The sequence below is a fragment of the Alistipes sp. i18-0019-D1 genome, from assembly GCF_042852885.1.
In the GTDB taxonomy this organism is placed as follows: domain Bacteria; phylum Bacteroidota; class Bacteroidia; order Bacteroidales; family Rikenellaceae; genus Alistipes.
The window spans coordinates 1,506,225-1,531,642 of record NZ_AP031424.1; the positions used below are offsets into that span (position 1 = coordinate 1,506,225).

The 25,418-nt window shown below is 55.5% G+C and carries 21 protein-coding genes; 8 read left to right on the forward strand and 13 right to left on the reverse strand.

Going from position 1 to position 25,418, the window contains the following annotated elements; translation table 11 throughout:
- The first annotated feature begins 10 nt into the window (after positions 1-10).
- The 6 genes from ACGHP5_RS06380 (at position 11) to ACGHP5_RS06405 (ending at position 11,011) form a co-directional block, all read left to right on the forward strand.
- Positions 11-2,947: a SusC/RagA family TonB-linked outer membrane protein gene (locus tag ACGHP5_RS06380; RefSeq protein WP_390568196.1), complete on the forward strand. Its 2,937-nt coding sequence runs from the start codon at positions 11-13 to the stop codon at positions 2,945-2,947.
- A gap of 11 nt (positions 2,948-2,958) precedes the next feature.
- On the forward strand, positions 2,959-4,557 hold the full coding sequence (locus ACGHP5_RS06385; RefSeq protein ID WP_390568197.1) for a RagB/SusD family nutrient uptake outer membrane protein: 1,599 nt from the start codon (positions 2,959-2,961) through the stop codon (positions 4,555-4,557).
- On the forward strand, positions 4,541-6,157 hold the full coding sequence (locus ACGHP5_RS06390) for a DUF4185 domain-containing protein (protein ID WP_390568198.1): 1,617 nt from the start codon (positions 4,541-4,543) through the stop codon (positions 6,155-6,157). Before ACGHP5_RS06385 ends, ACGHP5_RS06390 begins: the two co-directional genes overlap by 17 nt.
- Positions 6,158-6,180: 23 nt before the next feature.
- The gene (locus tag ACGHP5_RS06395; RefSeq protein ID WP_390568199.1) at positions 6,181-7,704 is read left to right on the forward strand and encodes a DUF4185 domain-containing protein; all 1,524 of its coding nucleotides are present in this window, start codon (positions 6,181-6,183) and stop codon (positions 7,702-7,704) included.
- A gap of 68 nt (positions 7,705-7,772) precedes the next feature.
- Positions 7,773-8,270 carry a carbohydrate-binding protein gene (locus tag ACGHP5_RS06400; protein ID WP_290532997.1) on the forward strand — a complete coding sequence of 166 codons (498 nt, stop codon included), beginning with the start codon at positions 7,773-7,775 and terminating at the stop codon, positions 8,268-8,270.
- 116 nt (positions 8,271-8,386) lie between these two features.
- The gene (locus ACGHP5_RS06405; protein WP_390568200.1) at positions 8,387-11,011 is read left to right on the forward strand and encodes a substrate-binding domain-containing protein; all 2,625 of its coding nucleotides are present in this window, start codon (positions 8,387-8,389) and stop codon (positions 11,009-11,011) included.
- A 412-nt stretch (positions 11,012-11,423) separates the two neighbouring features.
- Here ACGHP5_RS06405 and ACGHP5_RS06410 read toward each other — a convergent pair whose 3' ends face one another.
- The 3 genes from ACGHP5_RS06410 to ACGHP5_RS06420 are packed head-to-tail and all read right to left on the reverse strand — an operon-like array spanning position 11,424 to position 15,032.
- Positions 11,424-13,916 carry a tol-pal system YbgF family protein gene (locus ACGHP5_RS06410; RefSeq protein WP_390568201.1) on the reverse strand — a complete coding sequence of 831 codons (2,493 nt, stop codon included), beginning with the start codon at positions 13,914-13,916 and terminating at the stop codon, positions 11,424-11,426.
- A gap of 12 nt (positions 13,917-13,928) precedes the next feature.
- On the reverse strand, positions 13,929-14,426 hold the full coding sequence (locus ACGHP5_RS06415) for a DUF3868 domain-containing protein (RefSeq protein ID WP_290533662.1): 498 nt from the start codon (positions 14,424-14,426) through the stop codon (positions 13,929-13,931).
- A gap of 12 nt (positions 14,427-14,438) precedes the next feature.
- Complete coding sequence (locus ACGHP5_RS06420) at positions 14,439-15,032, reverse strand: DUF3575 domain-containing protein (protein ID WP_295904390.1); 594 nt, start codon at positions 15,030-15,032, stop codon at positions 14,439-14,441.
- Positions 15,033-15,288: 256 nt separating this feature from the next.
- Here ACGHP5_RS06420 and ACGHP5_RS06425 point away from each other — a divergent pair, with 256 nt between their 5' ends.
- Entirely contained in the window at positions 15,289-15,645 is a 357-nt protein-coding gene (locus ACGHP5_RS06425) for a hypothetical protein (RefSeq protein WP_337757279.1), read from the forward strand.
- Here ACGHP5_RS06425 and ACGHP5_RS06430 read toward each other — a convergent pair.
- From ACGHP5_RS06430 to surE, 7 genes are all read right to left on the reverse strand, one after another.
- The gene (locus ACGHP5_RS06430) at positions 15,632-16,006 is read right to left on the reverse strand and encodes a DUF488 family protein (RefSeq protein ID WP_337658115.1); all 375 of its coding nucleotides are present in this window, start codon (positions 16,004-16,006) and stop codon (positions 15,632-15,634) included. The two genes, ACGHP5_RS06425 and ACGHP5_RS06430, sit on opposite strands and share 14 nt — an antisense overlap.
- Before the next feature lie 239 nt (positions 16,007-16,245).
- Complete coding sequence (locus tag ACGHP5_RS06435) at positions 16,246-16,395, reverse strand: hypothetical protein (protein ID WP_195460014.1); 150 nt, start codon at positions 16,393-16,395, stop codon at positions 16,246-16,248.
- A 64-nt stretch (positions 16,396-16,459) separates the two neighbouring features.
- Positions 16,460-17,044 carry an RNA polymerase sigma factor gene (locus ACGHP5_RS06440; protein WP_290533658.1) on the reverse strand — a complete coding sequence of 195 codons (585 nt, stop codon included), beginning with the start codon at positions 17,042-17,044 and terminating at the stop codon, positions 16,460-16,462.
- Between the two features lie 392 nt (positions 17,045-17,436).
- Positions 17,437-18,336, reverse strand: coding sequence for a cation diffusion facilitator family transporter (locus ACGHP5_RS06445; RefSeq protein ID WP_390568202.1), 900 nt, complete (start codon positions 18,334-18,336; stop codon positions 17,437-17,439).
- 151 nt (positions 18,337-18,487) lie between these two features.
- Positions 18,488-19,126, reverse strand: coding sequence for a response regulator (locus tag ACGHP5_RS06450; protein WP_390568203.1), 639 nt, complete (start codon positions 19,124-19,126; stop codon positions 18,488-18,490).
- On the reverse strand, positions 19,126-20,112 hold the full coding sequence (locus ACGHP5_RS06455; RefSeq protein WP_290533286.1) for a sensor histidine kinase: 987 nt from the start codon (positions 20,110-20,112) through the stop codon (positions 19,126-19,128). Before ACGHP5_RS06455 ends, ACGHP5_RS06450 begins: the two co-directional genes overlap by 1 nt.
- Positions 20,113-20,172: 60 nt before the next feature.
- Positions 20,173-20,961 carry a 5'/3'-nucleotidase SurE gene (gene surE, locus ACGHP5_RS06460; protein WP_290533285.1) on the reverse strand — a complete coding sequence of 263 codons (789 nt, stop codon included), beginning with the start codon at positions 20,959-20,961 and terminating at the stop codon, positions 20,173-20,175.
- A gap of 358 nt (positions 20,962-21,319) precedes the next feature.
- Here surE and rplS point away from each other — a divergent pair, with 358 nt between their 5' ends.
- Entirely contained in the window at positions 21,320-21,700 is a 381-nt protein-coding gene (gene rplS, locus ACGHP5_RS06465; RefSeq protein ID WP_290533284.1) for a 50S ribosomal protein L19, read from the forward strand.
- 86 nt (positions 21,701-21,786) lie between these two features.
- Here the strand turns inward: rplS and ACGHP5_RS06470 are convergent, their stop codons facing one another.
- From ACGHP5_RS06470 to ACGHP5_RS06480, 3 genes are all read right to left on the reverse strand, one after another.
- Complete coding sequence (locus ACGHP5_RS06470; RefSeq protein ID WP_390568204.1) at positions 21,787-22,350, reverse strand: hypothetical protein; 564 nt, start codon at positions 22,348-22,350, stop codon at positions 21,787-21,789.
- 725 nt (positions 22,351-23,075) lie between these two features.
- Positions 23,076-24,380, reverse strand: coding sequence for an MFS transporter (locus tag ACGHP5_RS06475; protein ID WP_337757287.1), 1,305 nt, complete (start codon positions 24,378-24,380; stop codon positions 23,076-23,078).
- 40 nt (positions 24,381-24,420) lie between these two features.
- Positions 24,421-25,410, reverse strand: coding sequence for a polyprenyl synthetase family protein (locus ACGHP5_RS06480; protein ID WP_290533280.1), 990 nt, complete (start codon positions 25,408-25,410; stop codon positions 24,421-24,423).
- Positions 25,411-25,418 lie beyond the last annotated feature (8 nt).

The following is a 25,418-nucleotide window of genomic DNA, read 5'->3' on the forward strand; positions in this document are numbered from 1 at the left end:
ACCACCAATTATGAAACAACTCTATTTCATGTTATGCGCAGTTCTGATGTTGCTGGCCGGTATGCCGGTTTCGGCACAAAAGAGTTACGGCATTTCCGGTAAAGTAACCGATCAGGCGGGAAACGGAATTGTCGGGGCATCGGTCGTCGTCAAGGGAACTACGACCGGCACTTCGACCGGCAGCGACGGCAGTTACTCGCTGAACATAAAAGACAGGAATGCAACGCTTGTGTGTTCCTTCATCGGCATGAAAAGTGCTGAAACCGGCATCAATGGTCGGACGGAAGTGAATTTCACACTTGAAGCCGATGCCATCGGACTCGAAGAAGTGGTTGCAATCGGTTACGGTACGATCCGTAAAGAAGAGATTACCAGTTCGATTACTCGAGTGTCGTCCGATGAATTTCTGCAGGGAAGCGTCAGTAATCCGCTCCAGTTGCTTCAGGGAAAAGTCGCCGGTTTGGGTATTTCCAAAACATCAGGCAACCCCAGCGGTGAGTTGAGTATCATGCTGCGCGGTATCTCTACGTTGGCTGCTTCTTCGGCACCGCTCATCGTGATCGACGGTGTGGCCGGCGGATCCCTCAATGCCATTTCACCGGAAGACATCGAATCCATCGATGTTCTGAAGGATGGTTCGGCTGCGGCTATCTACGGTACACGCGGAACGAACGGTGTGATTATCATCAACACCAAGCGACCGCAGTCGGGACGTGTCACGTTGGAATATAAAGGATATGTTACCATCGATCAGATGTTCGACGAGACTTCCGATTATCCGAATGCCACGGAACTTCGCAGCTTGAAATCCCGGCTCGCAAAAGAGGATTCACGCTTCGACCTGATTAACGATTTCAAGGGTGATACGGATTGGGTCAAGGAGATTACCCGTACGCCCGTCAGCCAGACGCATTACGTCTCGTTGCAAGGCGGAAACGCCCGGACGAATTACCTCGCTTCGGTGACCTACAACGACAAACAGGGAATCTACAAGGGCTCTTTCGACGAGTCGTTGACTGCTAAGCTCAGCATCAATCACGCCATGTTCGACGATCGGCTCAAAATAGCACTGAATGTCAGTAATAAGATCGTAACGCAGGGTATCGTTCCGGAGGATCTCTATATGCAGGCGCTCAGCCGGAACCCGACCATCCCGGTCTACAATGCCGACGGTTCCTATTACGAAAACAGCAACGGGGCCAATCCGGTCGGTTTGCTGAAAGAGCAGAGCACCGAAAACAAGTACGACCAGTTGATGATGTCGGGTCGTATCTCGGTCGAGCCGATCAAGGATCTGACGATCAGTGCTACGGGTATTTACATGGGCGATTTCAATGATTACGCCTACAGCACGACCCGGAAGCATTATTCATCGACGATGGGCAGCACACGGGGACAGGCGCGACTTTCGGGGGGCCACGGCGAGGACAAGACACTTGAATTACAGGCCGATTATTCGCGTAAATTCGGTTTTCATACGTTGCAGGCGACCGTCGGATACAGTTACAACGATTATATTCATCAGTCTTCCGAGATGTATGCTTATGATTTCCCGATCGATGGATTCGGCGCCTGGAATATCGGTTCGGCGAATTCGACGCTCGATGGTCTTTCGAAATTAACCAGTTATAAGTACCGGGTCAAACTGATCGGTTTCTATGGTCGTGTGAACTATAATTTCGACAACAAATATCTTTTTATGGCGAGCCTGCGTCATGAGGGAAGCGATAAGTTCGGAAAGAACAACCGTTGGGGTACTTTCCCGGCTGTAAGTGCCGGCTGGCGGATCACACAGGAAAAGTTCATGCGGGATGTACACTGGGTTTCCGATCTCAAATTACGTGTCGGATATGGTATTACCGGTACCGCACCCTCGTCTGCTTACCAATACATTCCGCTGTACAACTTCAGCACCGCATACATGGGGTACGACGGCGGCAAGTGGGTGAATGGTATCGTGCCGACGAACAATGCGAACGACGATCTGAAATGGGAACGCAAAAAGGAACTCAACGTCGGACTCGACTTTGCTCTGTTCGGCAGCAGGTTCCGGGGTAGTATCGATTTTTACAATCGCCGTACCGATGACCTGTTATACACTTATACGGTACCGACCCCTCCCAATATCACGAATTCGATTTTGGCCAACGTGGGTTCGATGCGCAACCAGGGTGTCGAGGTGATGCTTTCCGGAGACTTGATTTCCCGCAAAGATATGGCGTTGTCGCTCAGCGGGAATTTCTCGTACAATAAGAACAAGCTGATCTCACTTTCCAATGACAGGTATACGATGGAATACCTGACGCTCGGATCGACCGGAGAACCCATGCAGACTTACACGCACCGGCTCGAAGATGGCTGGGCTGTCGGTAATTTCTACGGATGGCGTGTCGACGGACTGAAGAACAGCACGACATGGAATGTTGTCGGAGCCGAGAATTCGGACCCCAGTGAAGACAACAAGGCTATTATCGGTAACGGTATGCCCAAAATGTTCGCCGCCCTGCAGGCTAACTATCGCTGGAAGGGACTTGATGTGTCGGTGTCCTTCCGCGGAGCCTTCGGCTTCGATATTCTGAACGCCTACCGGATGAAGTATGAAACACTCGCCTGGCTGTCGAGTTTCAATGTGCCGAAATCGGCTTATCAGAAGGTCGGCGAATATTATAACTTCGCACCGTCGATCTATTCGGACCGCTATATCGAGTCGGGAGATTATGTCAAACTCGATAACCTGACGATCGGTTACACGTTCGATCTCTCGCAGCGCAATAAAGTGATACGCAGCATCCGGGTCTTCTGCACCGGCATGAACCTGCTGACGATCAGTGGCTATTCCGGGCTGGACCCCGAAGTGGCGATCGTCGGTCTCACACCCGGCGTAGACCCGATCAACAAATATCCCAATCTGCGCTCGTACATCGTCGGGGCATCGTTCAACTTCTAAAGATCAAAACCATGAAACGAAAAATAATACGTCTGTCCGGAGCATGCGCACTCCTGCTGGCTTCATGCACGAATCTCGATCCGGATATTTACAGCGATATGACCATTGACAAGATCCTGGATGACAGCGAACAGAGTTCGGCCTACCTGCTGACGCCCATGTACGGGCAGATGCGCTGGTTCAACGAGGACCGCAGCATCTGGGATCTGACCGAGCTCGGAACCGATGCCTGGGTCATTCCCACCAATTCGGACGGAGGCTGGTATGACGGCGGGATCTGGCTGCGGCTGGACAATCACGAATGGAAATCGACCGATCCCCATTTCAGTACGTGTTGGAGCCACTTGTGGTACGGTATCACGACCTGCTGCAACCGGGTGCTGCATCAGTTCGAAGAGGCCGGACTGGAGCTCGACGAGCAAACGCTGGCTGAGATTCGTGCCGTGCGTGCATTCTATTATTATTACCTGCTGTCTCTTTTCGGGAATGTGCCGATCATGGAGACCTACGACGTGCCGAAAGATTATATGCCCACGACGCGCGACCGGAAAGAGGTGTATGACTTCGTCGTGCGGGAACTGCGCGAGAGCATGGACAAACTGCCCGAAGAACAGCGGTACAGTCGTTTTAACAAGTGGGCAGCCAAGCATCTGCTGGCAAAGGTGTATCTGAATGCCGAATCGTGGCTCGGCAGTGAATATGCCGCCAAGCGCGACAGTACGCTCATCCTTTGCAACGAGATAATCGGGTCTACGAAATACCAGCTCGACGACAGCTTTTCCAATATTTTCAGTCTGCAAAGCGAAACGTCGCCCGAAATTATTTTTGCAGTACCGTATGACGAAACGACGGGATCGCCGATTTTTCACTGCATCTATGCCAAAACCCAGCACTGGGCCTGCAAGCCGATCTACAACGCGGGTTCGGGCGGTTACAATGGATTGCGTGCCGTGCCTTCATACGTGAACGAGACGTTCGATGCCACAGATCCCGATAACTACAACGACAAACGTTATAAGCAGAGCTACTGCATGGGGCAGCAATACGACTATCTCACCAAGCAGCCGCTCTATTTTACCGACGGTGTGACCCCCTTTAATTATGTCAATGAAATCGCGTCAATCGATGCAGCACGTGAATTCGACGGCTACCGCTTCGGAAAGTACGAGATCAAGATCGGCCAGAAGTGGGAGACCGATCAGGATTGGGTCGTATTCCGTTTGGGAGAGACCCTGATGATGAAGGCCGAATGTCTGCTTCGCGGCGGGGATGCACAGGGGGCTGCCGACATCGTGAACGAGGTGCGTAAACGCAGTTTCGATCCGTCCCTGCCCCAATCCGTGCGTGAGCTGACGGCCGAGCAGTTGTCCGCCTTGACAGTCGTTGACGGCGTATCCGTGCCTTACGGCGAATTCCTGAAAGAGCTCGGACGCGAGTTCACGGGCGAAGGAATGCGGCGCGAACAATTGATCCGGTGGAATCTCTATGTAAACGGAAGCTGGACATTCCACACGCCCAAGCAGAAGAAATATCTCGAATTGTATCCGATACCCTCTTCCGAACTGCTTTCCAACATTAACCTTCGCCAAAATGATGGATACTCCTATTAAAACGGACAGACGCCCCATATCCGGGTTCAGAAGCATTTTGCTCCTGATTGCCGTCATATTCCTGCTGCCGGGCTGCTCGTCAGCATCCGATACGGAGATTCCCGATCCGGAGCCGCCGGGACCGGAACCTGTTGAAACAGGGACGCTGCTACCGGAAAACATAACGCTCGTGGCACGTGTTACCGGACGTTCGGAAAGCGGAGAAATGATTCCCAATCCCAACCGAACGGACGCCCGGTTCAATATCGGACGTACCGACTACAGCAATATGTGGGATGCCGGCAACGGGACGGTCATGTGTGTGTTCGGCGATAATTTCGATTACGGAGGCGGTAATTGGAAATCGAATGCCATCGCCCTCTCTTCGGACAGCGATCTGACGGACGGACTCTATTATTCGGGGATGCTGATGGACGGTAATGCCGTAAAGGAGATTATTGTCTCCCGGGCCAAAACCGGGCAGTATCCCGATGGTTCGGAATACGAGGTGACCTGCATCCCTACGGGTGGCATTGCGGTCGGCGCCCGTCAATACCTGAACTACATGAGCATCCATGACTGGACTCCTACGGGTGATAACGATTATTGGTCGGTGAATTACAGTGAAATCGTTTATTCGGATAATTATGGGGCTGCATGGACCCGTTCGGGTGTCAAATGGAATGCGGACAGCAACTTCACGCAGATCGCCTACCTGAAGGAGAACGGGCTGGTATATATGTACGGCACGCATTCGGGACGTTATGGTAATGTCTATCTGGCGCGAGTCAGCGAAACGAAGCTCCTCGACAAGTCGGCCTACGAATATTGGAATGGTGCCGGCTGGAAGCGCAGCGAGCAGGCGGCAGTACCCGTTGCCCGCGGCACGGCTTCTGAAATGACCGTCGCCTACAACAGCCGTTACAAGCGCTATATGATGATGTACCTGTCGGTCAACCAGCGGGCTATCGTTTACCGCGACGCCCCGTCGCCGGAAGGAGACTGGTCCGGTGAGAAAATCATTATGTATGAGGATGGCAACGCGCTTTATGCTCCTTATATCCATCCCTGGTTCAACGAAAAAGACGAATTGTGGTTCGTCATCTCGCATGCCGTACCTACATGGAACGTTTTCTTGATGCGCGCTGACCTCAATTGGGACGAAGCAGGCGTCAACCTGCTCTCGGAAGGCGGATTCGAAGAGCATCCGACCCAGGCGTTGAGCTATAAAACGAGGTGGAACGTGAATACGGCGGCCCTCACCTCGCGTGATGCGCACAGCGGTAAGATCGCCTGCCGTTTTTCAAACACGAACTCCGGCGAATGGCAGGATGTATGCACTCAGACGGTCTCCTTACAGCAGAATGCTGATTACACCATTGAGTGTTGGGTGAAATCCGAAGAGATGCTGCCTGAAGGCGCCTATGTCGGCGTTCGTCTGCCCGACGGAACGATCCACGACGTGACGGGTACGGTTCAGGCCGGTGAATGGACACGCTTCGGCTGTGAATTCAATGCCGGATCGGCTGCAAACGCCGAAGCTTTCGTCGGTGTCTGGGGCGCTCCCGGTATGACATTTATCGTGGACGATATTTGCCTGAAACCAATAAAAACAGAATAACCGACACTAAAAAACCAACAACAATGAAAAACCGTTATTTCACAATTTCATTTTTACTTTTTGCAGCATTTGCCGCAGGTTGTGCTGACGACAAAAAGGAGGGTGGCAACGACATCAAGCTCAATCCCGAACCGACACAACTTTCGAACATAACCCTGATGAAAGCCACGTTCGCGGCGGACGAATTCAATATGATTTCCGAACCCGGGTTCGAACTTTTCCCCGATGAAGCGATCGACTACCATTCACTCTGGTATTTCGAAGGGGCATCTAAAGACCCGTCGCTGGTGTCGAAACACACGCAGGCGCACAGCGGACAGGTCGCTCTGAAACTTGAGAATCCGAACGACGGCAGTTGGTGCGATGCCTGCTTGCAGTCGATTGCACTCAAGAAAGGCAAAGATTATACGTTCTCCTGCTTCGGACAGGCTTCATGGGCCGGAATGAACGCCTTTACGGGCGTTCGGCTGGAAGGTGGACCTATTTACGATGGACAGGCCGGCGATTGGAATCCCGACGTATGGACCGAATTTACCAAGGAGTTCAATTCCGGCGATTATACGCAGGGCAATGTCTTCTGCGGGGCATGGGGATACCCCGGAGTATGGGTCGCACTGGATGATTTCAGACTCGCTCCGACCGGCACCACCCAGACCTCGACCAAATTGGACGCCTGCCTGGCGACGGGAACCGTCTCGAACGCTTCGTTTACAGATATTTCGTTTGCGGGTAAAGCCGTCATCTGGGCCGGACCGAACAATACGGTTTCCATGGCGCTGACCGATGTTTCGGCCGGAGGCAAGCATTATGCAAACGCATTCGCATTGTCGAACGACATGAATCCCGATAATGGATTCTATATCGCCCAGGTTTCGCCCGGCAGCGACGGTATCGTTCCCATTCTCGAACCGTCGGGAGACGGTGAAACCGCCTGTGTTCCGACGGCCGGTGTGACCGTCAACGGCAAACAGTATATTCATTATTATTCGTTCAAGTCGCTCGATCCCGAAGACAGCGACGCATGGACGGCAAACTTTTCCGGGTTGTTGTCATCGGCAGACGGCGGTAAAAGCTGGACCCGCGAGATACGCGGGCGTTGGAGCGGAGCAGGACATTTCGTACAGGCGGCATTCTATTTGAGCGACAAGTACCTTTACATGTTCGGTTCGGACGCAGGCCGTTCCACGCCCAAGATATACGTCGCGCGTATCAAAAGCGACGGTGATATTGCAACAGCGGCCAACTGGACCTATTGGGACGGCACCGACTGGGTGGCGGGAGATCCCGAATCGGCGGCGGCGATCACCTATGGCAATGCATCCGAAATGTGCGTAACTTATAATGCGACTCACAAACGCTATATCATGGTTTACCGTTCGGGGACGACGGGCGGTCTGGTCTACCGCGACGCCGGTTTGCCCGAAGGCGACTGGTCGGGCGAAAAACTACTGGTGCTCGACAATGCAAACCAGGGCGGCTGGTTCTCGCCGTCAGTTTATCCCTATTCGTCGGGCGACAATATGTACTTTATCGTTTCGCAACTGTAATCCTCTGATATCCGACGGAACCTGGCCGTGTCATACACGGCCGGGTATCCGTTTTTAAGACCGACTTTATGTACAAGACTATTTTGCCGCTGATAAGCTGTATCTTGTTCGCCTGCTCGCCGCATGGCGGGGAGAACCTGCTCGCTGACGGCGGGTTCGAAGAATCTGTGAAGACATGGAATATCGGTAAGTCCGAATTGTCATCCGAAGCGCATGCGGGAAAGTTCGCCTGCGCCCTGTATGTCGAAACACCCCGCTATACACCCGTCTGGTCCGACATCTGTACACAGAGTATAAAGGTGCTACCCGGAAAAGAATATCGGCTTTCCGCATTCGCCCGCATGTCCCTGTCCCCATTGACGAACGGCGTGTATATCGGCGTGCGTCGATCCGACGGCAGTGTTTTGAAAGACAGATTGTTCCTGCTGTCCGGCAGGAACTGGACCCGGATGGCGCTGGATTTCGATTCCGATGAAGAACAGGAGCTCACTGTTTTCTGCGGCGTCTGGGCAGATCAGAATTCAACCTATTTTGTCGATGATTTCAGCCTGAATATGATAAAATAATCATAAATTCGCGTATCATGTCGCATCGTCCGATCCGTCTGTTTCTGCTGCTTGCCATATGTATAATGACGAGCGGCTGCCGTCATGAATCGGTCTCGGAATCCAAACGTCACTATGTGATCGGATTCTCCCAATGCACCAATGACTTGTGGCGGCAAATCATGATGATCCAGATGCAGGCCGAAGCGGCCAAATATCCGGAATTGAGCATTGTAGTCAGCAACGCGCATAACAATACGCAGCTGCAGATCGATCAGATCCGTGAATTTATCAATGCGAAGGTAGATCTGCTCATTATCTCGCCGAACGAATCGGAGCCGGTAACACCGATCGCTGTCGAAGCTTTCGATATGGGAATTCCGACAATCATCTGGGACCGCAAAATACATTCGGACCATTATACAACCTGCATCAGTGCGGATAATTACGATATCGGTCGGGACGTGGGACGTTACATTAACACCATATTGTCCGAAGGATCTACAATTCTCGAAATTACCGGACTGATGAGCTCCTCACCCGCCGTGGAACGGCATAAGGGATTCCTCGCCGAAGCAAGTGAAAGCTATTCGGTACATACGATTTCCGGCGACTGGAAACCCGATGTGGCAAAAGAACGCGTGGCGGCGATGGGGCACTATGACGATATCGATCTGGTTTTTGCGCATAACGACGATATGGCACTTGCTGCCTACAATGTGATCAATGCGACCGATTCACTTTGTGCACAGCGGATAAAATTTATCGGAATAGATGCGCTGGTCGGGGTAGATGCCGTCCTTGACGGTCGATTGCAGGCTTCGTTCCTCTATCCTACAGGCGGAGACAAGGTCATGTCGATCGCCCGTCGGATTCTGCTCGGCAAACGAGTCGAAAAGAGTTATCGGTTGCAATCGGCGCTCGTCGATTCTCACAATGCCTACACGCTCAAAGCGCAGCAGGAACAGATAGTCAGTTATCAGGAACAGATCAACAAACAGAAAGCGACGCTCGAACAGTACGATCGAAGTGTCGACGGCCTGAAATATTCATTGTGGGCCGTTGTAATCATCGCTCTTATCGCGGGGAGTATGGGTATTTATGCCTTTCGGCTAAACGTACGTCTCCGGCGTCGCAACGAAATGCTGACCGCAAAAAATGCGGAAATCGAAATCGCTACCAGGGAATTGATGGATAAGCATGCACAGATAGAGAATGTAACGGCTCATAAATTGCAGTTTTTTACAAATATCACCCACGAAATCCGTACGCCTCTGACACTTATCCTCAATCCGCTCGACAGTATCGTCAAACGGGAAAAAGACCCCGAAATTCAACGTAATATCTGGACGATCCAGCGTAACGCACGCCATCTGCTGAATGTCGTGAATCAGATTCTCGATTTCCGGAAGATCGAAAATAATAAAATGATGCTTACGCTGAAACAAGTGGATATCGTACAGTTTACGCAAGAGATACTCAATTATTTCGAGACTTATGCCGAAACGGAAAAGATCGTCTATAAATTCCGTACGGACACGCCGCATCAGCAGTTGTGGATCGATACCGATAAAATCGAACAGGTGTTGCTCAACCTGCTTTCCAATGCTTTCAAATATTCGCCCAAATACGGTACGATCCTGGTGTCGGTGACAGACAACGGTCCGAGCGTGCTGATCGAAGTCGAGGATAACGGGAAAGGTATAGACAAAGAGAGCCTTCCCCGGATTTTCGATCGTTTCTATGCGCTCAAAAACACATCGAATTACAGTACAGGGATCGGATTGCACCTGACTCGGGAATATGTCGAGCTGCATCATGGACGCATAACAGTGGATAGTCTTCCGGGAGCCTATACCGTCTTCCGGGTCGAATTGTTCAAGGGGAAATCACACTTCGGAGAGAATGCCGCTTTTGATGAAACTCTTCCGACAAATTATCTTGCGGACGAGGCGATCGACGACAATAAGATCGATGCGCTGTTAACCAAAAAATACGACGAAACAATCGTCATTGCCGAGGATGATCCTGAAATACTCGCCTATCTTAAGGATGAACTTTCAACAAACTTCCGCGTTATTGCCGTCAATAACGGTTATGATGCCGTTAAAGCCGTGATGGACAATGAAGTATCGCTCATTTTGAGCGACGTGCTGATGCCTGCACTCAATGGATTCCAGTTGTGCAGTAACATAAAATCGAATATAGCGACCTGTCATATTCCGATCGTGCTGCTTACGGCTCTTTCAGATGACAACCAACGGATTTACGGAATTGCAGAAGGGGCCGACGAATATATTCACAAGCCGTTCAATATGCAGTATGTTCGGCTGAAGATTATTCGGAACATTGAGGAACGTAAGCGCCTTGCCAGTACGTTTGCTAAAAAATTCGGCCATCTGACGAGACATGAAACCGCAAATCTCCCTTGTGTGGATGATGTGTTCCGGGATAAGCTCTTCAATTTGATTGAGGCGCAGTATAGCGACAGCAATTTCAAAATCGAACTGATGAGCGATATGTTAGGAATGTCGAGAATATTGCTTTACCGGAAAATCACAAGTATTTTTGGAATGTCCCCATCCGATTTATTACGCAATTTCCGGTTACAAAAGGCGATTCAGCTGTTAACAGATCAACGACGCAATGTAAGCGAGGTCGCATATATCGTAGGATTTTCTTCCCCTGCCTATTTTGCAAAATGCTTCAAAAGCGTTTACAATATGACGCCGACAGAATATATGCATCAAACGCGAGAATAGATTATGTTTTAGAAACCTATTTTAACAAGCTGTGACTTGGACTATGAAACCCTTGGGTTAGAACTTATATCTAGATATTCAAAATGCCGATTGTTAGATAGAAATATGAATACGACTTGTTGTATAATCAAGTTGGGAAGATGACGTTTTCGATATGGTTATTAGTAAATCAATTCGGGTATTTTACAATAGGACTTGGAGGAATAGTACCTATTGGGATTTTTCTGTATGTTTTCGTATCTTCGTTGTGGTTATTTGAAACAAAGAAATTCAGTGCAATCGACTGAAAAGAAACCGTTGCCTTCTCGTTACCTGTCATCTATATAAAAGATGTAATGGCCCGATAAATCGGGTCATTACATCTTTTAATCCCGCTCCTTTCCGGAACGTCCCGGTTTTCTGTCTCCGGCGGCTATTCGAACTCCTCCCGGAACAACCCGTATTTGCGGATCAGACGGGAGATTTCGGGATCAAGGTTACCGCGGAACTTCAGGCTCTCGCGCAGTTCCACCGAACGCAGGAAATATTTCACGGCCTGCTCCTCGTCGCCCAGACGCGATGCGAGGATGGCCAGCATGTACTGGATGTCGGGCGTCGAGGCGGCGTCCGGCTCGGCGCGCAGGATGCGGTACGCCGCGGCATCGTACCCCAGCGACATGTAGGCCAACGCCGTATTGCGGTCCTCGTAGGGGCGCAGGATCGTGAGCGCCTCCTCGTAACGGCGTTTTTTGAGCAGTTCCACGGCGTGCATGTAATCGGCATCGACCTCGGTCGTATAGACCGTGTCCTGCTGCATGCCGCGGCGGTGGAGGTTGAACCGGAAATCCACGGCGCGCATCTGCGGATAGATCACCCGGCGCATACGCTCGTAAGCCTTGGGGTATTTCATCCGGATACGCCATTCGCGGGTGTCGGGATTTCCCTCCCATTTCATCATGGCGAGCACCTCCTGCTTGTCGGCGATCAGCGTGTCGGCGGCAGTCAGCCGGCAGAGTTCGTCCCAGTCCTCGGCCAGCCACTTCGTGCGCAGCAGGTTCGGCAGGTCGGGAAGCCCCTCGACGGGCTTGCCGAGCACCTGGCGGCCGTTCTCGTCGAGCGTATAGCTGCCCGACACCTTGAGCGAGTCGTACAGCGTGCGGAACTCCGACACGAGCACCCGGCGCAGCGCCTCGGCGCGTTCGCGGGCCAGCCGTTCGTTGACCTGCCAGGTTCCCTCGGGCGAAGCCGTGGCCCGAAGCGTGATGCTGTCGATGATGTAGACCGGATCGGTCATCAGGTCGCGCGTCAGCGAACGCACGGCGGCGATCTGACGGCGATTTGCGGTCAGCGTGTCGACAAGGGTCGATTTTCCCGACGGGAAGGTGAAGAAGAAGCGCGCGTTGGCCTCGGCGTCGCGCAACACGATGCGCTGCATGTAGCGCGTCGTTTCGTCGAGGAACGTGGTCATCGAGGCCACGTTGTAGGTCAGCGTGTCCGACCGGGTGATCCGGTACGTGCGGCCGCTCCGGTCCTCGACCTCCCCGGCCAGACAGAGGTAGAGTTTCGACGTGTTCTCGTCGGCCTGCACCTGCTCGGTGTAATAATAGTCGACCCTCCCGTCGGGACGGTAGATCACCGTGTCGAGCCGTGCGTCGGCGTAGTAGGGATGGCGCACCAGACGCGCGAAGGCCGCGGGGCTGTTCACGGCCCGCTCATAATTGCGCCGCACCGCCCCTTCGCGGAGCATACCGCGCCGCACCTCCGCCGTATCGAGGGCGTTCAGGGCCGCCAGACGGTCGGCGGCATACGCTTTGCGGATCCGGTAATTCTCACGGGCGGCGCTGTCTCCGGTTTCGCGAAGCAACCCTTCGACCTCCGGACGGCGCAGCCCCGTGTAGGCGAGCCGGCGGCCCGCCAGCGTGCGTATCCCGGCATCGTCGGCCGTATAGACCTCGCCGTAGACGCGCCCCGGATTCTCCGTCAGCGAACGGATGTAGGCCTCGCGCTCCCGGCCCCCGTCGACCGGGTATTCGCCCTGCACGCGGGTATAGATCCCGCCGCCGGGCAGCACGTCGTCGCCCGTATAGGCATGCCGGTAACGCGGCGCAAAATAGTCGTTCAGATGGTCGAACTTGTCGCTGGCATCCGGCGTGTAGGAGGTCCGCTCCCGCACCTTGCGGTCGGTGGCCGTGACGTAGCGGCGCAACCGGGCGTACTGCCGGCGGCGCTCCCCGCGCGTCGTCCATCCCACCTGCCTGTCGAACATCGCCTCCTCGGGCGTCATGCGCTCCAGGCGGGCGCCGGCGTCGGCGTACTTCGCCTGCTGCTCCGCCACGCGGTCCATGTAGCGGGAATAGCCCCTCTTGTCGCCGAAACGCTCGAAGTAGTCGGCGCTGTCGACGATCCGCCCGAGGTAGTCGTCATAACGCGCATATTCGCGCCACTGCATCGTCCGGAAGCGGTCGCCGGTGTAAACCAGCGGATCGAACGCCTGCGTGTCCTCCCCCTTGAGCAGCTGCGGATCGACGACCAGCCGCCAGTTCCGGGCCTGCAATTCCTGCGGGACCGACACAACGAACTCGACGTTGATCTTGCCGTTGCGCTCCACCAGGTTGCGGCGGTTCGAGGCCGAAATGACCACCTCGTCGATGGCCACCGACATCATCTTCTCGCCCGACAGCGAATCGACGTCCACGGGCGTAATGAAAAGTTCCGTGCCGTCCTGTTTGCGGTAGGTAATGATCTTCTGGGTGCGGGCCGTATCGGCGGCCTGCGCCACGGGGTTCTGTGCCGACCGGGCCGGGAGGTGCACCCCCACTTCGGGATCGCTCTTGGCCAGTTTGCGGATATTTCCGCACCCGGCCAGGAATGCGCCCGCGGCAAGTACGGCCGCCGCATACCCCATCCATTCGCGCTGTTTCATCATCCGGACAGGCATTTACTTGCGGGAAACGTCCACCGCACCGTTCACATCGACCGTAAAGACCCGCCTGACGCCGCCCGGCGAGGTCTGAACCTGGCGCAGCACCAGCGTGGCGCCGGCCATCCAGCTCTCGTAGGGAACCTTCATTTCGTAGCGGAACACCTGATCGGTCTTTTTATCGGCGTTGATCGTCATATAGGGCTGCCGCTCGGCCCAGTAGGCGCCGGAAAGAAGGCGGCGGCGCTCCTGCATGTGCTGCTGATAGCGGCCATTGATCAGCACGTGGGGAAAGAGTTTCACCGACTTGCGGTCGGGAGTGCTCAGCTCGGGCAGGATCGCCCAGCTCTGCGAGCGGGTCACGGCCTTGCGCGACACCGATATTTCCAGCACCATGTGCAGCTCGCCGCCGCGTTCGGCCAGCACCTTGCGCGTCACGGCGACGTCGCCCACGATCTGGGCGCGGAGCGAAAGCGCCGCAACGAGAAATACGAAAAGGAGGCAGTATTTTTTCATGGGACGCATCGTTTATTTCTTGGAGTTGAACAGGTAGACGAACGTTACGCCGACTTCGGTGGGAATCGGCAGGAAACGTTTGGTATCGACGTAGGAACTGCGCTTCGGGCCGCTGACCGGCTCGGTATGGTAGCTCAGGCGCGCCAGTCCGGCACCGGCCGAAAGTTCGAGGTTCCAGTGGGGGCTGACGTAGAACTGGTAACCGATACTGATGCCCGCACCGACGAACGAACCTTTGTAATAGTTGGTCTGCAACCCCTTGAATACCTTGTCGCCGATGAACGGAAGCTTGAAGCCGCCGACCTCGAACTTGCCGCCGATGGCGTGCACCCCGAAAAAGAGGCGCGTGTACTTCTCGGTCACCCAGTAGCGGTACTCGGGGCGGATGAACCAATGCTGGATTTTATTGTCCGAACCGATGGTCCAGGGGTTATAGTTGGCTGAAAAGCCCAGCGTGGAGTGTTTGCCGACAGCCACCTCGGCCCCGACATTCGGAGTTGCGGTGGCCCAGTAAAGCAGGTTGGTCTTCACGGCCACCTGCTGCGCCGACGCTCCGGCCCAGCAGCACACGGCCAGAAGAAGCGCCGGAAGGATCTTCTTATTCATACTCATAGATACACAAATTGATTCGTGTTTGCACATGTCCGAACCGGCCAAAAAGACTGTTCCCGCCGCCATTTCAGACAATTATCGGTGCAAAATTGGCCATAAAACACAAAAATACATGTATCATATATAACACAAAGACCGCAAAATCCCGAAACGCCCAGACCCGGAACCGCGGGATCCGAATACCTGTACGCGGTTTATTTGGCTTTTCGGCGGAGAATCGGTAACTTTGGTGCTCAAAAACACCCGATTGATGTTGAAATTAACGATTGCGATCCTCGCGGCCATACTGCTGACCGCATGCGGAGGTCCGGCAAAACGGACTGAAAAGCAGCAGGAAAAAACGATTCTGTGTGGCGGCTATACCCAACAACGGCCCCTCGAAGCGTCCGAGCGCGAACTGTTCCGCCAGGTGACGGCCGGTATGACCGGCGTGAGCTACACCCCGGAGAGCGTCGGCACGCAGGTCGTGGCGGGAACCAACTACCGCTTCGTCTGCAAGGCGAAGACCGTGACGCCCAACCCCGAAACCTACCGGGCCGAAGTCATCGTCTTCAAGCCGCTGCCGGGACAGGGCGAAGCGAAAATCACGAAAATCACGCGGTTGTAACCCCTCCGGAGGCTTTCTGCAAATACTCCTGCAGGATGAGCGCATGGTTCTCCGCCGCATTTTTCGAGGCGTAGAGCAGCGTCACCGTGTCCGCTCCCTCTATCCCGCGGACGAACTCCCGTACGGCCTGCGACGCACGCAGTTCGTCGGTATACCGACGGCGAAACTCCTCCCAGCGGCCCCCGGGATCGGCATGATACCAGCTGCGCAGTCCGGCCGAAGGCGCAATGTCCCTGGCCCAGATGTCGTAATGCAGAGCGTCCCTGCGTACGCCCCGCGGCCAGAGCCTGTCGACCAGCACGCGGCAGCCGTCGTCCGGCGCCGGCGCCTCGTAAACCCGTTTAATACGTATTTGTGCCATGATTTCCGTGATTTATGAAACGAGCGGTGCAAAAAACGGACCGGGGCATCGCAAGCCCGCGCCCGGACAGCGGGTCGGATTCTCCCGGCGGCAATCCCGGCGCGCACTCGCACCGGCGGTTCCTCCCGGGAAAGATTGAAGGCGGGCACCCCGCAAACGCGGTGTTCCGCAGCCCCTTTCCCCGGACCATAAAAAATGAAGGGCGCCTCCCGGCGCCCTTCCCCATCAAAAATTAACCCTTAAAAATTATCCCCTTTTCGGAAGACCTCCGAGAGATAGTGGTGCAGATAGCATAAATCAGCGTCGCCTTGTACCACCTCCCGCATCATTAAGTCTTCGTCCTCGGAGATGCCGTTGTCTGAAACCTCGTTTTTGTCAATCTCCTCCATAGGCTTTAGTTTTAACTTGCTTGCATCTATATAACGCAACCCATTCGGGAATATTGTGCGGGGATCAGCTCAAGACCAGATTTTTTTCTTTGATCATCCGCCGCAGGTTGATCAGCGCATAGCGCATGCGCCCCAGCGCCGTGTTGATGCTCACGTCGGTCTGTTCGGCGATCTCCTTGAAGCTCAAACCCGAGAAATAACGCATGATCACCACCTCGCGCTGCTCGGAGGGCAGCAGTTCGACCAATGCGCGCACGTCGCGTTCGATCTGGTCGCAGACCATCGAATCCTCGACCGTACGTTCGGCCAGTTTCAGCGTCCCGAGCACGTCGTAGCCGGCTTCGGCTTCGCTCACGGACTTGTTCTGCCGCTGTGCGCGGAAGTGGTCTATCACCTGGTTGTGCGCGATGCGCAGAATCCACGAAAGGAATTTTCCGTTATCGGTATAACGGCCTTCGTCGATCACACGGACGGCTTTGATAAATGTCTCCTGGAAAATGTCATCGGCCACGTCACGGTCCTTGACCATCATGTTGATGTAATCCCGCACGCGGCGGCTATGGCGTTCGATGAGCTTGGATATGGCACTACGGTCACCTGAAAGGTAGTGATTAAGCAATACCTGGTCACTTAATACTTGCACGTTCATACTCTTGTCTCCTAAATTAGTTACTAAGAGTAGATTTCTTTCCCGATAGGCAATCCTTTTTTAGTTGTCAGATGTCGTTACAGTTCTTGGTTCGGGCCTTGAGAAACATCGGCGTTTCCGGAGGCTTTACGATGGCAAGGTAAGCACTTTTTCCGAAAATACCAAATTTTTTCTACTCCGCCGGCAATATTCCGGCACATTTCTTCTGCCCGAAACGAACAAAATCCGTGCCACAAACAGCCCGTATGCAGACAAAATGAAAAACCGGACTTCCGGCGAACCGGCAGAAGCGGCCGGTGAAATTACGCCCCGCCACACCCGCGCGACCTGGCGCGGCGAGATCCCCTGCGCGACAGCCCACTGCGGGATCCGGCAGCCATCCGGCCGCCCCGCTATTTCAGCGGCTCCACGTGAATGGCGATCATCGTGCCCTCGCCGAAGCGGGCGCGCAGGCGGCGTTCGATGTCGACCGTCAGGGCGTGAGACCGTGCCACGGTCATCGCCCCGTCCATGCGGACGTGCACTTCGACGGCGATCGCGGCCCCGATGCGGCGGGTCCGCAGGTTGTGCGGCTCGCGTACCTCGGGAAACGCCGTCACGATGCGCAGAATCTCCTCCTCCACGTCGGCCGGGAGCGAACGCTCCAACAGCTCGTCCAGCCCCGTCCGGATCAGGTCGAAGGCTACCTTGAAGATGAACACCGCCACGACGAGCGCCGCAATCGGATCGGCGATACGCCACTTCTGCCCCAGGAAATAGGCGCAGGCGATGCCGACGAGCGTCCCCAACGACGACAGGGCGTCGCTGCGGTGGTGCCAGGCATTGGCCACGACGCTCGGGCTGTCGACCGCACGGCCTTCACGGACGGTGTAGCGGTAGAGAATCTCCTTGACTGCGATCGACACCCCGGCGGCCACGAGGGCGATCAGTCCCGGCCGCGGCAGCAATCCGCCGTCGACCACGACCCGGATGGCCCGGATGCTGCCGGCGAGAATCCCGGCACCCACGATCCCCAGCGCAAGGCTTATGATGATCGTGGCGAGGGTTTCGTATTTCCCGTGGCCGTAATCGTGGCCGTCATCCCGGGGCTTGGCTGAAATCCGCGCGAAGACGATCACCACGACGTCGGTCGCCAGGTCCGAGAACGAGTGAACGGCATCGGCGACCATCGCCCCGCTCCGCCCGGCGATTCCGGCTGCAAGCTTCAGCAGCGACAAAACGAGGTTGACCACGAACCCCACAAAGGTCACGCAGTAGATTTTACGTTTCCGAATTTCCGCTTCGCTGGACATAGGCTCAAAAGATTGAAATTCAAAAATACGTTTTTTTTGATTATCACGAAACTGAATTTAACCGAAATGCGGCGCAGATGGGTAGTACTTTAAGTACGTCCCGTTCACCCCGCGTGAGGGATGTGCGGAAATTGCCGCACAAAATCGAAACCTAAATGTCGACGATGCCGTTGCGGATGGCATAGACCACCAGCGACGCGGTGTTCTTGCAGCCGGTTTTTTCGAGGATGTTGGCGCGGTGCTTGTCGACCGTGCGCTTCGAAATGAAGAGTTCGTCGGCGATCTCCTGGTTCGACAGCCCCCGGCAGACGGCCACCAGGATTTCACGTTCGCGCGACGAAAGCTGTTCGTCGGCAGCGTCCTCCCGCGTACGCATGCGCCCCGTGAGCGACGAGAGCAGCTGCGGCGAAAAATAGCTGCCGCCCGCCGCCACCGTCTCGACGGCCTCGATCACGTCGCCGATGTCGGAGTCCTTCAGCAGAAAGCCCCGCGCCCCGGCTTCGACCATGCGCGAATAGTAACTCTCCTCGCCGAACATCGAGAGCGTGATGATTTTGAGGTCGGGACGCTGCGCCAGCGCCCGCTCGGTCGTCTGCGCCCCGTCCAGCCCCGGCATGGCGAAATCCATGAACACGACGTCGGCGTCGATGCCGCCGAGCATCGCCAGAAACTCCTCGCCGCTGGCCGCCTCGCCGACCACGCGGCACGCCGCACAGCGTTCGAGCAACCCCCGCAGGCCGTTGCGGAAAAGCGAATGGTCATCGACCAGAATGATCTTGTGCAGTTCCATTATCGGCGGCGGCGTTTGCGATTATGGTTATGGTTCAGCGGTGCCGGCTCCTCCTGCGTATTGACGCGGATGGCGGCACGCATGCCCTTGCCTTTGGCCGAGGCGATGTCGAACGTGCCGCCCAGCGAATTGATGCGCGACGCGATGTTCGAAAGTCCCATGCCGCAGTCCATCATCGCCTGCGGATTGAACCCGCGGCCGTTGTCGGTATAGTCGAGCGTCAGCTCCGAGCCGTTCTGCGACAGCGAGAGGTTGACTTCGGAGCAGGCGGCATGCTTGAGCGAGTTGTTGATCAGTTCGCAGATCACGCGGTAGAGAATCACCTCGATGTCGGTGTCGTAACGCTCCGAACGGAGGTTCGTCGTGAAACGGATCTTCACGTCGTGCATCGCAGCGCTCTTGTCGATGAAGTTCTGCACGCCCCGCGCCAGCCCGAAGTCGTTGAGCACGTGGGGCGAAAGGTTGTTCGAAATCTCGCGCAGCGAGCGGATCGCCTCGTCGATCACATAGGTCGTATTGTCGATGATCTCACGCTGCTCGGCGTCGTGCTCCTCGCGTGCGAGGGCTGTGAGCGACATTTTGGCCGAGGAGAGCAGCGGCCCCAGACCGTCGTGCAGCTCCTTCGAGAACCGCGACCGGGCCTTCTCCTCGGTGCGGAGCACGGCCGTGAGGATACGTTTGTTGAGCAGCGACCGCTGACGGTTCAGACGGTTGATGTATTTGAACAGCTTGTGGGCGTACATCACGCCGATCGACAGGCAGACCGAGATCACGATCCCCAGATAACCGAACCACCAGCGGGGAATGACCTCGAAGCCCGATACGAGAAGCAGCTGGATAAGGCGTTCGACCGACAGCAGCGAGAAGCCCACGATGAAGAGAATCCACACTGAATTGTACTTGGTGGTGCGCACCAGCCGCAGCGCATAGCCCGTGGCGACGCATTGGATGACGATGGCGATGACTAACAGAATCTGGATCAGCATAGGCGTCGGGGTTTTTACAAAGGTAAAAACAATTCAAAATTAAGAAGTCGAAATCAAGAATTATTTTTGATCCTTTTCCAGATACCGCAGGTTTTTCAGCTGCCGGTAATCCGTCAGGTCGACCTGCACGGGAACCACCGCCACGTACTTGTTGGCCAGCGCCCATTCGTCGGTGTCGGTGGCTTCGGGTTCGCCGTTGACGAACTCGCCCGTGAGCCAGAAATACTCCCGGCCCCGGGGGTCTTCGTGGCGGTAAAACTCCTCGCGCCAGAAGCCGCGGTTCTGGCGGCAGAGTTTTATTCCCTTGAGTTCCCCGACGCTGCCGACCGGAATGTTCACGTTCAGGCACAACGGCAGTTCGACCTCCGCGGCGAGGATGTCGCCGACGATCCGCCGGCCGTAGACTACCGCGGCGGCGAAATCGGCGTCAGCCCCATGGTCGTCGAGCGACAGCCCGACGGCCGGGCAGCCGTAGAAACTGCCTTCGATGGCGGCGCCCATCGTCCCGGAATAGAGCACGTTGACCGCCGAATTGGAACCGTGGTTCACGCCCGAGATCACCAGATCCACGCGCTCGTCGCGCAGCAGGTAGTCGAAGGCCATTTTGATGCAGTCGACCGGCGTTCCCGAGAACGCGTAAATCGCAAGGCCCTCCTCCTCGCGGACGCGGCGCAGGTAAAGGGGATTGTACATCGTGATGGCCTGGCTCATGCCGCTCTGCGTCGTCTCGGGAGCCACGACCACCACGCGGCCGAAGGCCCGGGCGACCTCTATGGCGGCCTCCATGCCTTTCGAATCGTATCCGTCGTCGTTGGTTACAAGTATCAGTCTTTCGTTCACGTTTTTCATCTGTTTGGCGGCAAAGATAGGAAAAAGCAGACGGCTTCCAAAACCGAACTGCATGCGGTCCGGCAAAACCGTCCAACTCCTAAAAGCGCCGTTACGGCACCAAAGATACGCATAATATCGCGCTTTTTTATGCAATACTTGCGCCATTCCGAAATTTCTTCCTATATTTGCAGTCCCTTTCGGGCGTATATCGACCTCTTCCATTGGGCGCTACGGCGGATGCGGACGGCGACGGCGGGCGGAAGCGAATGCTTCCGGCGCATCGCAAACCGATTCGCGGGATTACGGGCAAAGGCCCCGTATGGTAGTCCGGGCGCAGCGGGAATGTCGAATGCGAAACACAAAAATTGTTGCAACAATGAACAAAGACGCAATCATCAAGCTCGTCAACGAGCAGATGTGGCCCAAGACGGACGCCGACGTGCCGTCGTTCAAGGCCGGTGACACGATCACCGTCTCCTACAAGATCGTCGAGGGAAACAAGGAGCGCGTGCAGAGCTTCCGCGGTGTGGTTATCCAGATCAAAGGCTCGGGCAAGACCAAGATGTTCACGATCCGCAAGATTTCGAACGGCGTGGGCGTGGAGCGTATCTTCCCCCTCTACTCGCCTCACATCGACAAGATCGAGGTCAACAAGATCGGTGTCGTACGCCGCGCACGCATCTACTACCTGCGCGACCTGACCGGCAAGAAGGCCCGCATCAAGGAGAAGCGCATGACCCGCGCGGACAAGAAATAATCCCGCGGTCGGAAAGAAAAAACAGGATGTCTGAAAAAGGCACCCTGTTTTTTTGTGCCCCGAAAGGAGCGGAACCGCCCGGATCGTCAGAGGACGATGCCGTCGAGTTTTTTCAGCGCATCGTATTCGGCCTGGAGCCGGGCCAGGGCTACCTCGTTGCAGCGTTCGACCCGATCGCGCAGGACCGCGACATCCTCCGGAGCGAGTCCCAGGCGGGCGACGGTTTCGGGCGTCAGCCGGAAAGGCGTGCCGGCGCGCAGACACTTTTCGCAATAGGGAGCCATGAACTCGGCGGCGAGTTCCGTCAGATTCCCGACGGTCGCCTCTTCGCAGGAAAGCAGTTCGGTTTTGGCGGGACTGTCCGCCTCCTCCTGCTCCCCGAGTCCCACGAAATAGATGCAGAACTCGTCCTGCGGATCGAACGAGGCGGCCTTCGCCAGAAATTCCGGCAAAGTGAACCGGTATCTCCCGGGGTCCCGCCAGGTTTCGGAACGGCGCCGGTAGTCGTAAGCACAGAGAATGTAAAAATCCTCCTTCGGCAGTCCCGCGAGAAACGCATAGAAGGGGCGGGCCTGCGTGTGCAGCCCGGCGAACAGGGCTTCAAGATAGGGGGCGCTGATAAAACGGGAATCGTACATACAATATTTCATTGTCTGATCATTTGGTTTACATTGCTATTAAGCAATGTATTATTGCATAAAAGGGAGAGGCAGGCACAAAAAAAGAGGGGCGCATTAGCAGCCCTTAACAGAGGTCTTGGAAAACCTTAAATCGGAGCTGTCCTGCGCCCTTGCAGGCCCTGCCGTTTTACGGGCAGGACATAACAAGGACTGACAACTATTATACCCGATTCAAACATCCTCCGAAGAGGTTTCCAAGTTTCTGTTAAGGTATAGGCAGTTGTTTACCTATATTATTGTGACCTTGTCAGGTCGTATTATGTCGCAACAAAGTTAGCATAATTTCTGCATTAAAATGTTTTGCTAATACAAATATAAGTAATATTTCTCAATACTACAACTTGTATAAGCGCAAAAAATGAAGTTTGCTTTTTCATTTGTATTAATGAAAAGAAAAAGACAAAGACGCGATGAAATATTGCTTCGAAAAATAGTCCTACGGGTGAAAGAGCTGCGCGGTATATACGGTCACAGCCAGGAGAAATTAATCGAAGGCACAGGAGTGAATATACCAAGTCTTGAAACGGGGGACAATTTTCCGAACATTACGACAATCTCAATCATATGCAAATTCTACAATATCACCCTCGATGAGTTCTTCGCGCCCCTGAACTATCCGCCGAAAGAATAGACGCAACTTCCAATGAAAATCCCCGGACCTTCGGCCCGGGGATTTCTTATGTTACCAATATTCCTTATACGGGATCGCTCATCGTTTCGTCCACAGGAATGTCCTTATTGACATTCTTCGAACCTACGAGCGCGTAGAAGAGCATGTAAGCCAGACCGGCGATGATCACCCAGTAGCTCGACAGGTAGTTGGAGATGTCGGCCACATAGCCCTGGATCAGCGGAAGGATACCGCCGCCGCAAACCATCACCATGAAGATACCCGAACCCATGGAGGTATATTTGCCGAGACCCTCGACGGCGAGGTTGAAGATGCCGCCCCACATCACCGACGTGCAGAGACCGCACAGCGTGAGGAACATGACGCCGATGGGAACCTCGATCATGGCGAAGCCCGTACCCGTGAACACCGGCATGCGGCCCATCGTGTCGATCGGGGCGAAGATGCCCAGCAGCACGAAGGCCAGCGCCACGATGGAAACCACCGTCAGCTGCGCCTTGCTCGAAACCTTGCCGCCGATGACACCGCCGATCAGACGGCCGCACATCATCAGGAACCAGTAAGTGCCCACGAGCGAACCGGCCGCCGCCGCAGCCATTCCGATACCGGGGGTCGCCGCGTCGGGCGTGGAGGTAAGGAACAGGTTCATGAAGTTGGGAATGCCCACCTCGACACCTACATAGATGAAGATGGCCACCGTACCCAGCACGAAGTGACGGAACGACATGGCGCTGTGCTTGTCCTTCTTCTCGCTCTTGGCGTTCTGGATCGCGAAGGGTTCGGGAATGCGGACCGCCGCCAGCACGAAGAACACCACGGCGAAGATACCCATGGCGATCCACAGCGCGGGAGCCGCGTCGCTGATCGTCGCATTGGCCGCGTTACCCATCAGGTAACCCACGAGGATCGGAACGATGGTCGCCGAAATCGAGTTGAGCGAGCCGCCGAACTGGATCAGCTGGTTGCCCTTCTTGCCGCCGCCGCCCAACGTGTTGAGCATCGGGTTTACGACCGTGTTCAGCATACACATCGAGAAACCCGAAACGAAGGCGCCGATCAGATAGACCGGGAAGCTGCCCGCAATGCCCGAAAGGTACTGGATACCCACGCCGACGAAACCGACGGCCACGGCGGCAAGCGCCGTCTTCTTATAGCCGATGCGCTTGAGCATCATGCCCGCCGGAATGCCCATCACGGCATAGGCGATGAAGTTGGCGAAGTTGCCCAGCTGGGACATCCAGTTGGCCACGGCGAACTGGTTCTTCACGATGACGCCCAGCGGATTCGAAAGTCCCGTCACGAAGGAGATCATCGCAAAGAGCAAGAACATCATGACGATGGGCAAGGTGTAATTTTTCTTTTGTTCCATAAAATCTATCAATGTTTAGGTTAATAAGTTTCGGGGAAGGTCATCGGTCCCGTTCGGCGATGTAGGCGCAGAGGTTGACCAGCGCCGAGCGGTATTCGGAATCGGGGTAGTCGGAGAGCATCTCCACGGCACGGGTGATGTAGCCCTGCATCACCTCGGCGGCGAACGTCAGGCCGCCCTCGTTCGCGACCGTGGAACGCAGGTACTCGACCTCCTCGTCGCTCTCGTGGCAGCGGGAAAGCCGTTCGAGCAGCTCCCTGCGGCGCGAATCCGAAGCGCGGTCGAGCACCGACAGCAGCGGCAGGGTGATTTTACCCTCGCGCAGATCGTTGTTGGCGGGTTTGCCCGTGCGGGCCGTCGGGGTGTAGTCGAGAATGTCGTCCTGGATCTGAAAGGCCATGCCCACGGCTTCGCCGAAACGGCGCATCGTGGCCACCCGGTCGCGCGTGGCGCCCACGGCCAGCGCCCCGACCGATGCGCTGACGCCCAGAAGGCTCGCGGTCTTCTTATAGATGATGTCGAGATAGGCCTGGCGGGTCATCGTGCTGTTGGCGGCGCACTCGTCCTGCAGAACCTCGCCCTCGCACAGCGCAGCCATCGACCCGCAGACATGCGTAACGAGGTCGAACTGCCCGCTCTGCAAGCCTATGTTCATGTTTTTGGCAAGGATGTAATCGCCCAGGATCACGGCTTTGTGCGACTGCCAGCGGGCGTTGGCCGAAGGTTTTCCGCGGCGCATGTCGGCCTCGTCGATCACGTCGTCGTGGATCAGCGACGCGACATGGATCATTTCGACCAGCATGGCGGCCAGACAGGCCCTGCGGCCCGTCGCGGCCCCTTTCACCGGGGCGTTCATCGCCGCCGAAAGCATGACGAGCATGGGACGGATGCCTTTGCCGCGCGCCGAAAGGGCGTAACGCAGCATATCGGAAAGCAACTCCCCCTCGGCCGTGAACTGGCGGTCTACGAATTCGTCGAAGGCCTCCAGTTCCGCAGTCACGGGTTTGCGGATGTCATCGAGTGTAATCATATCCGCAA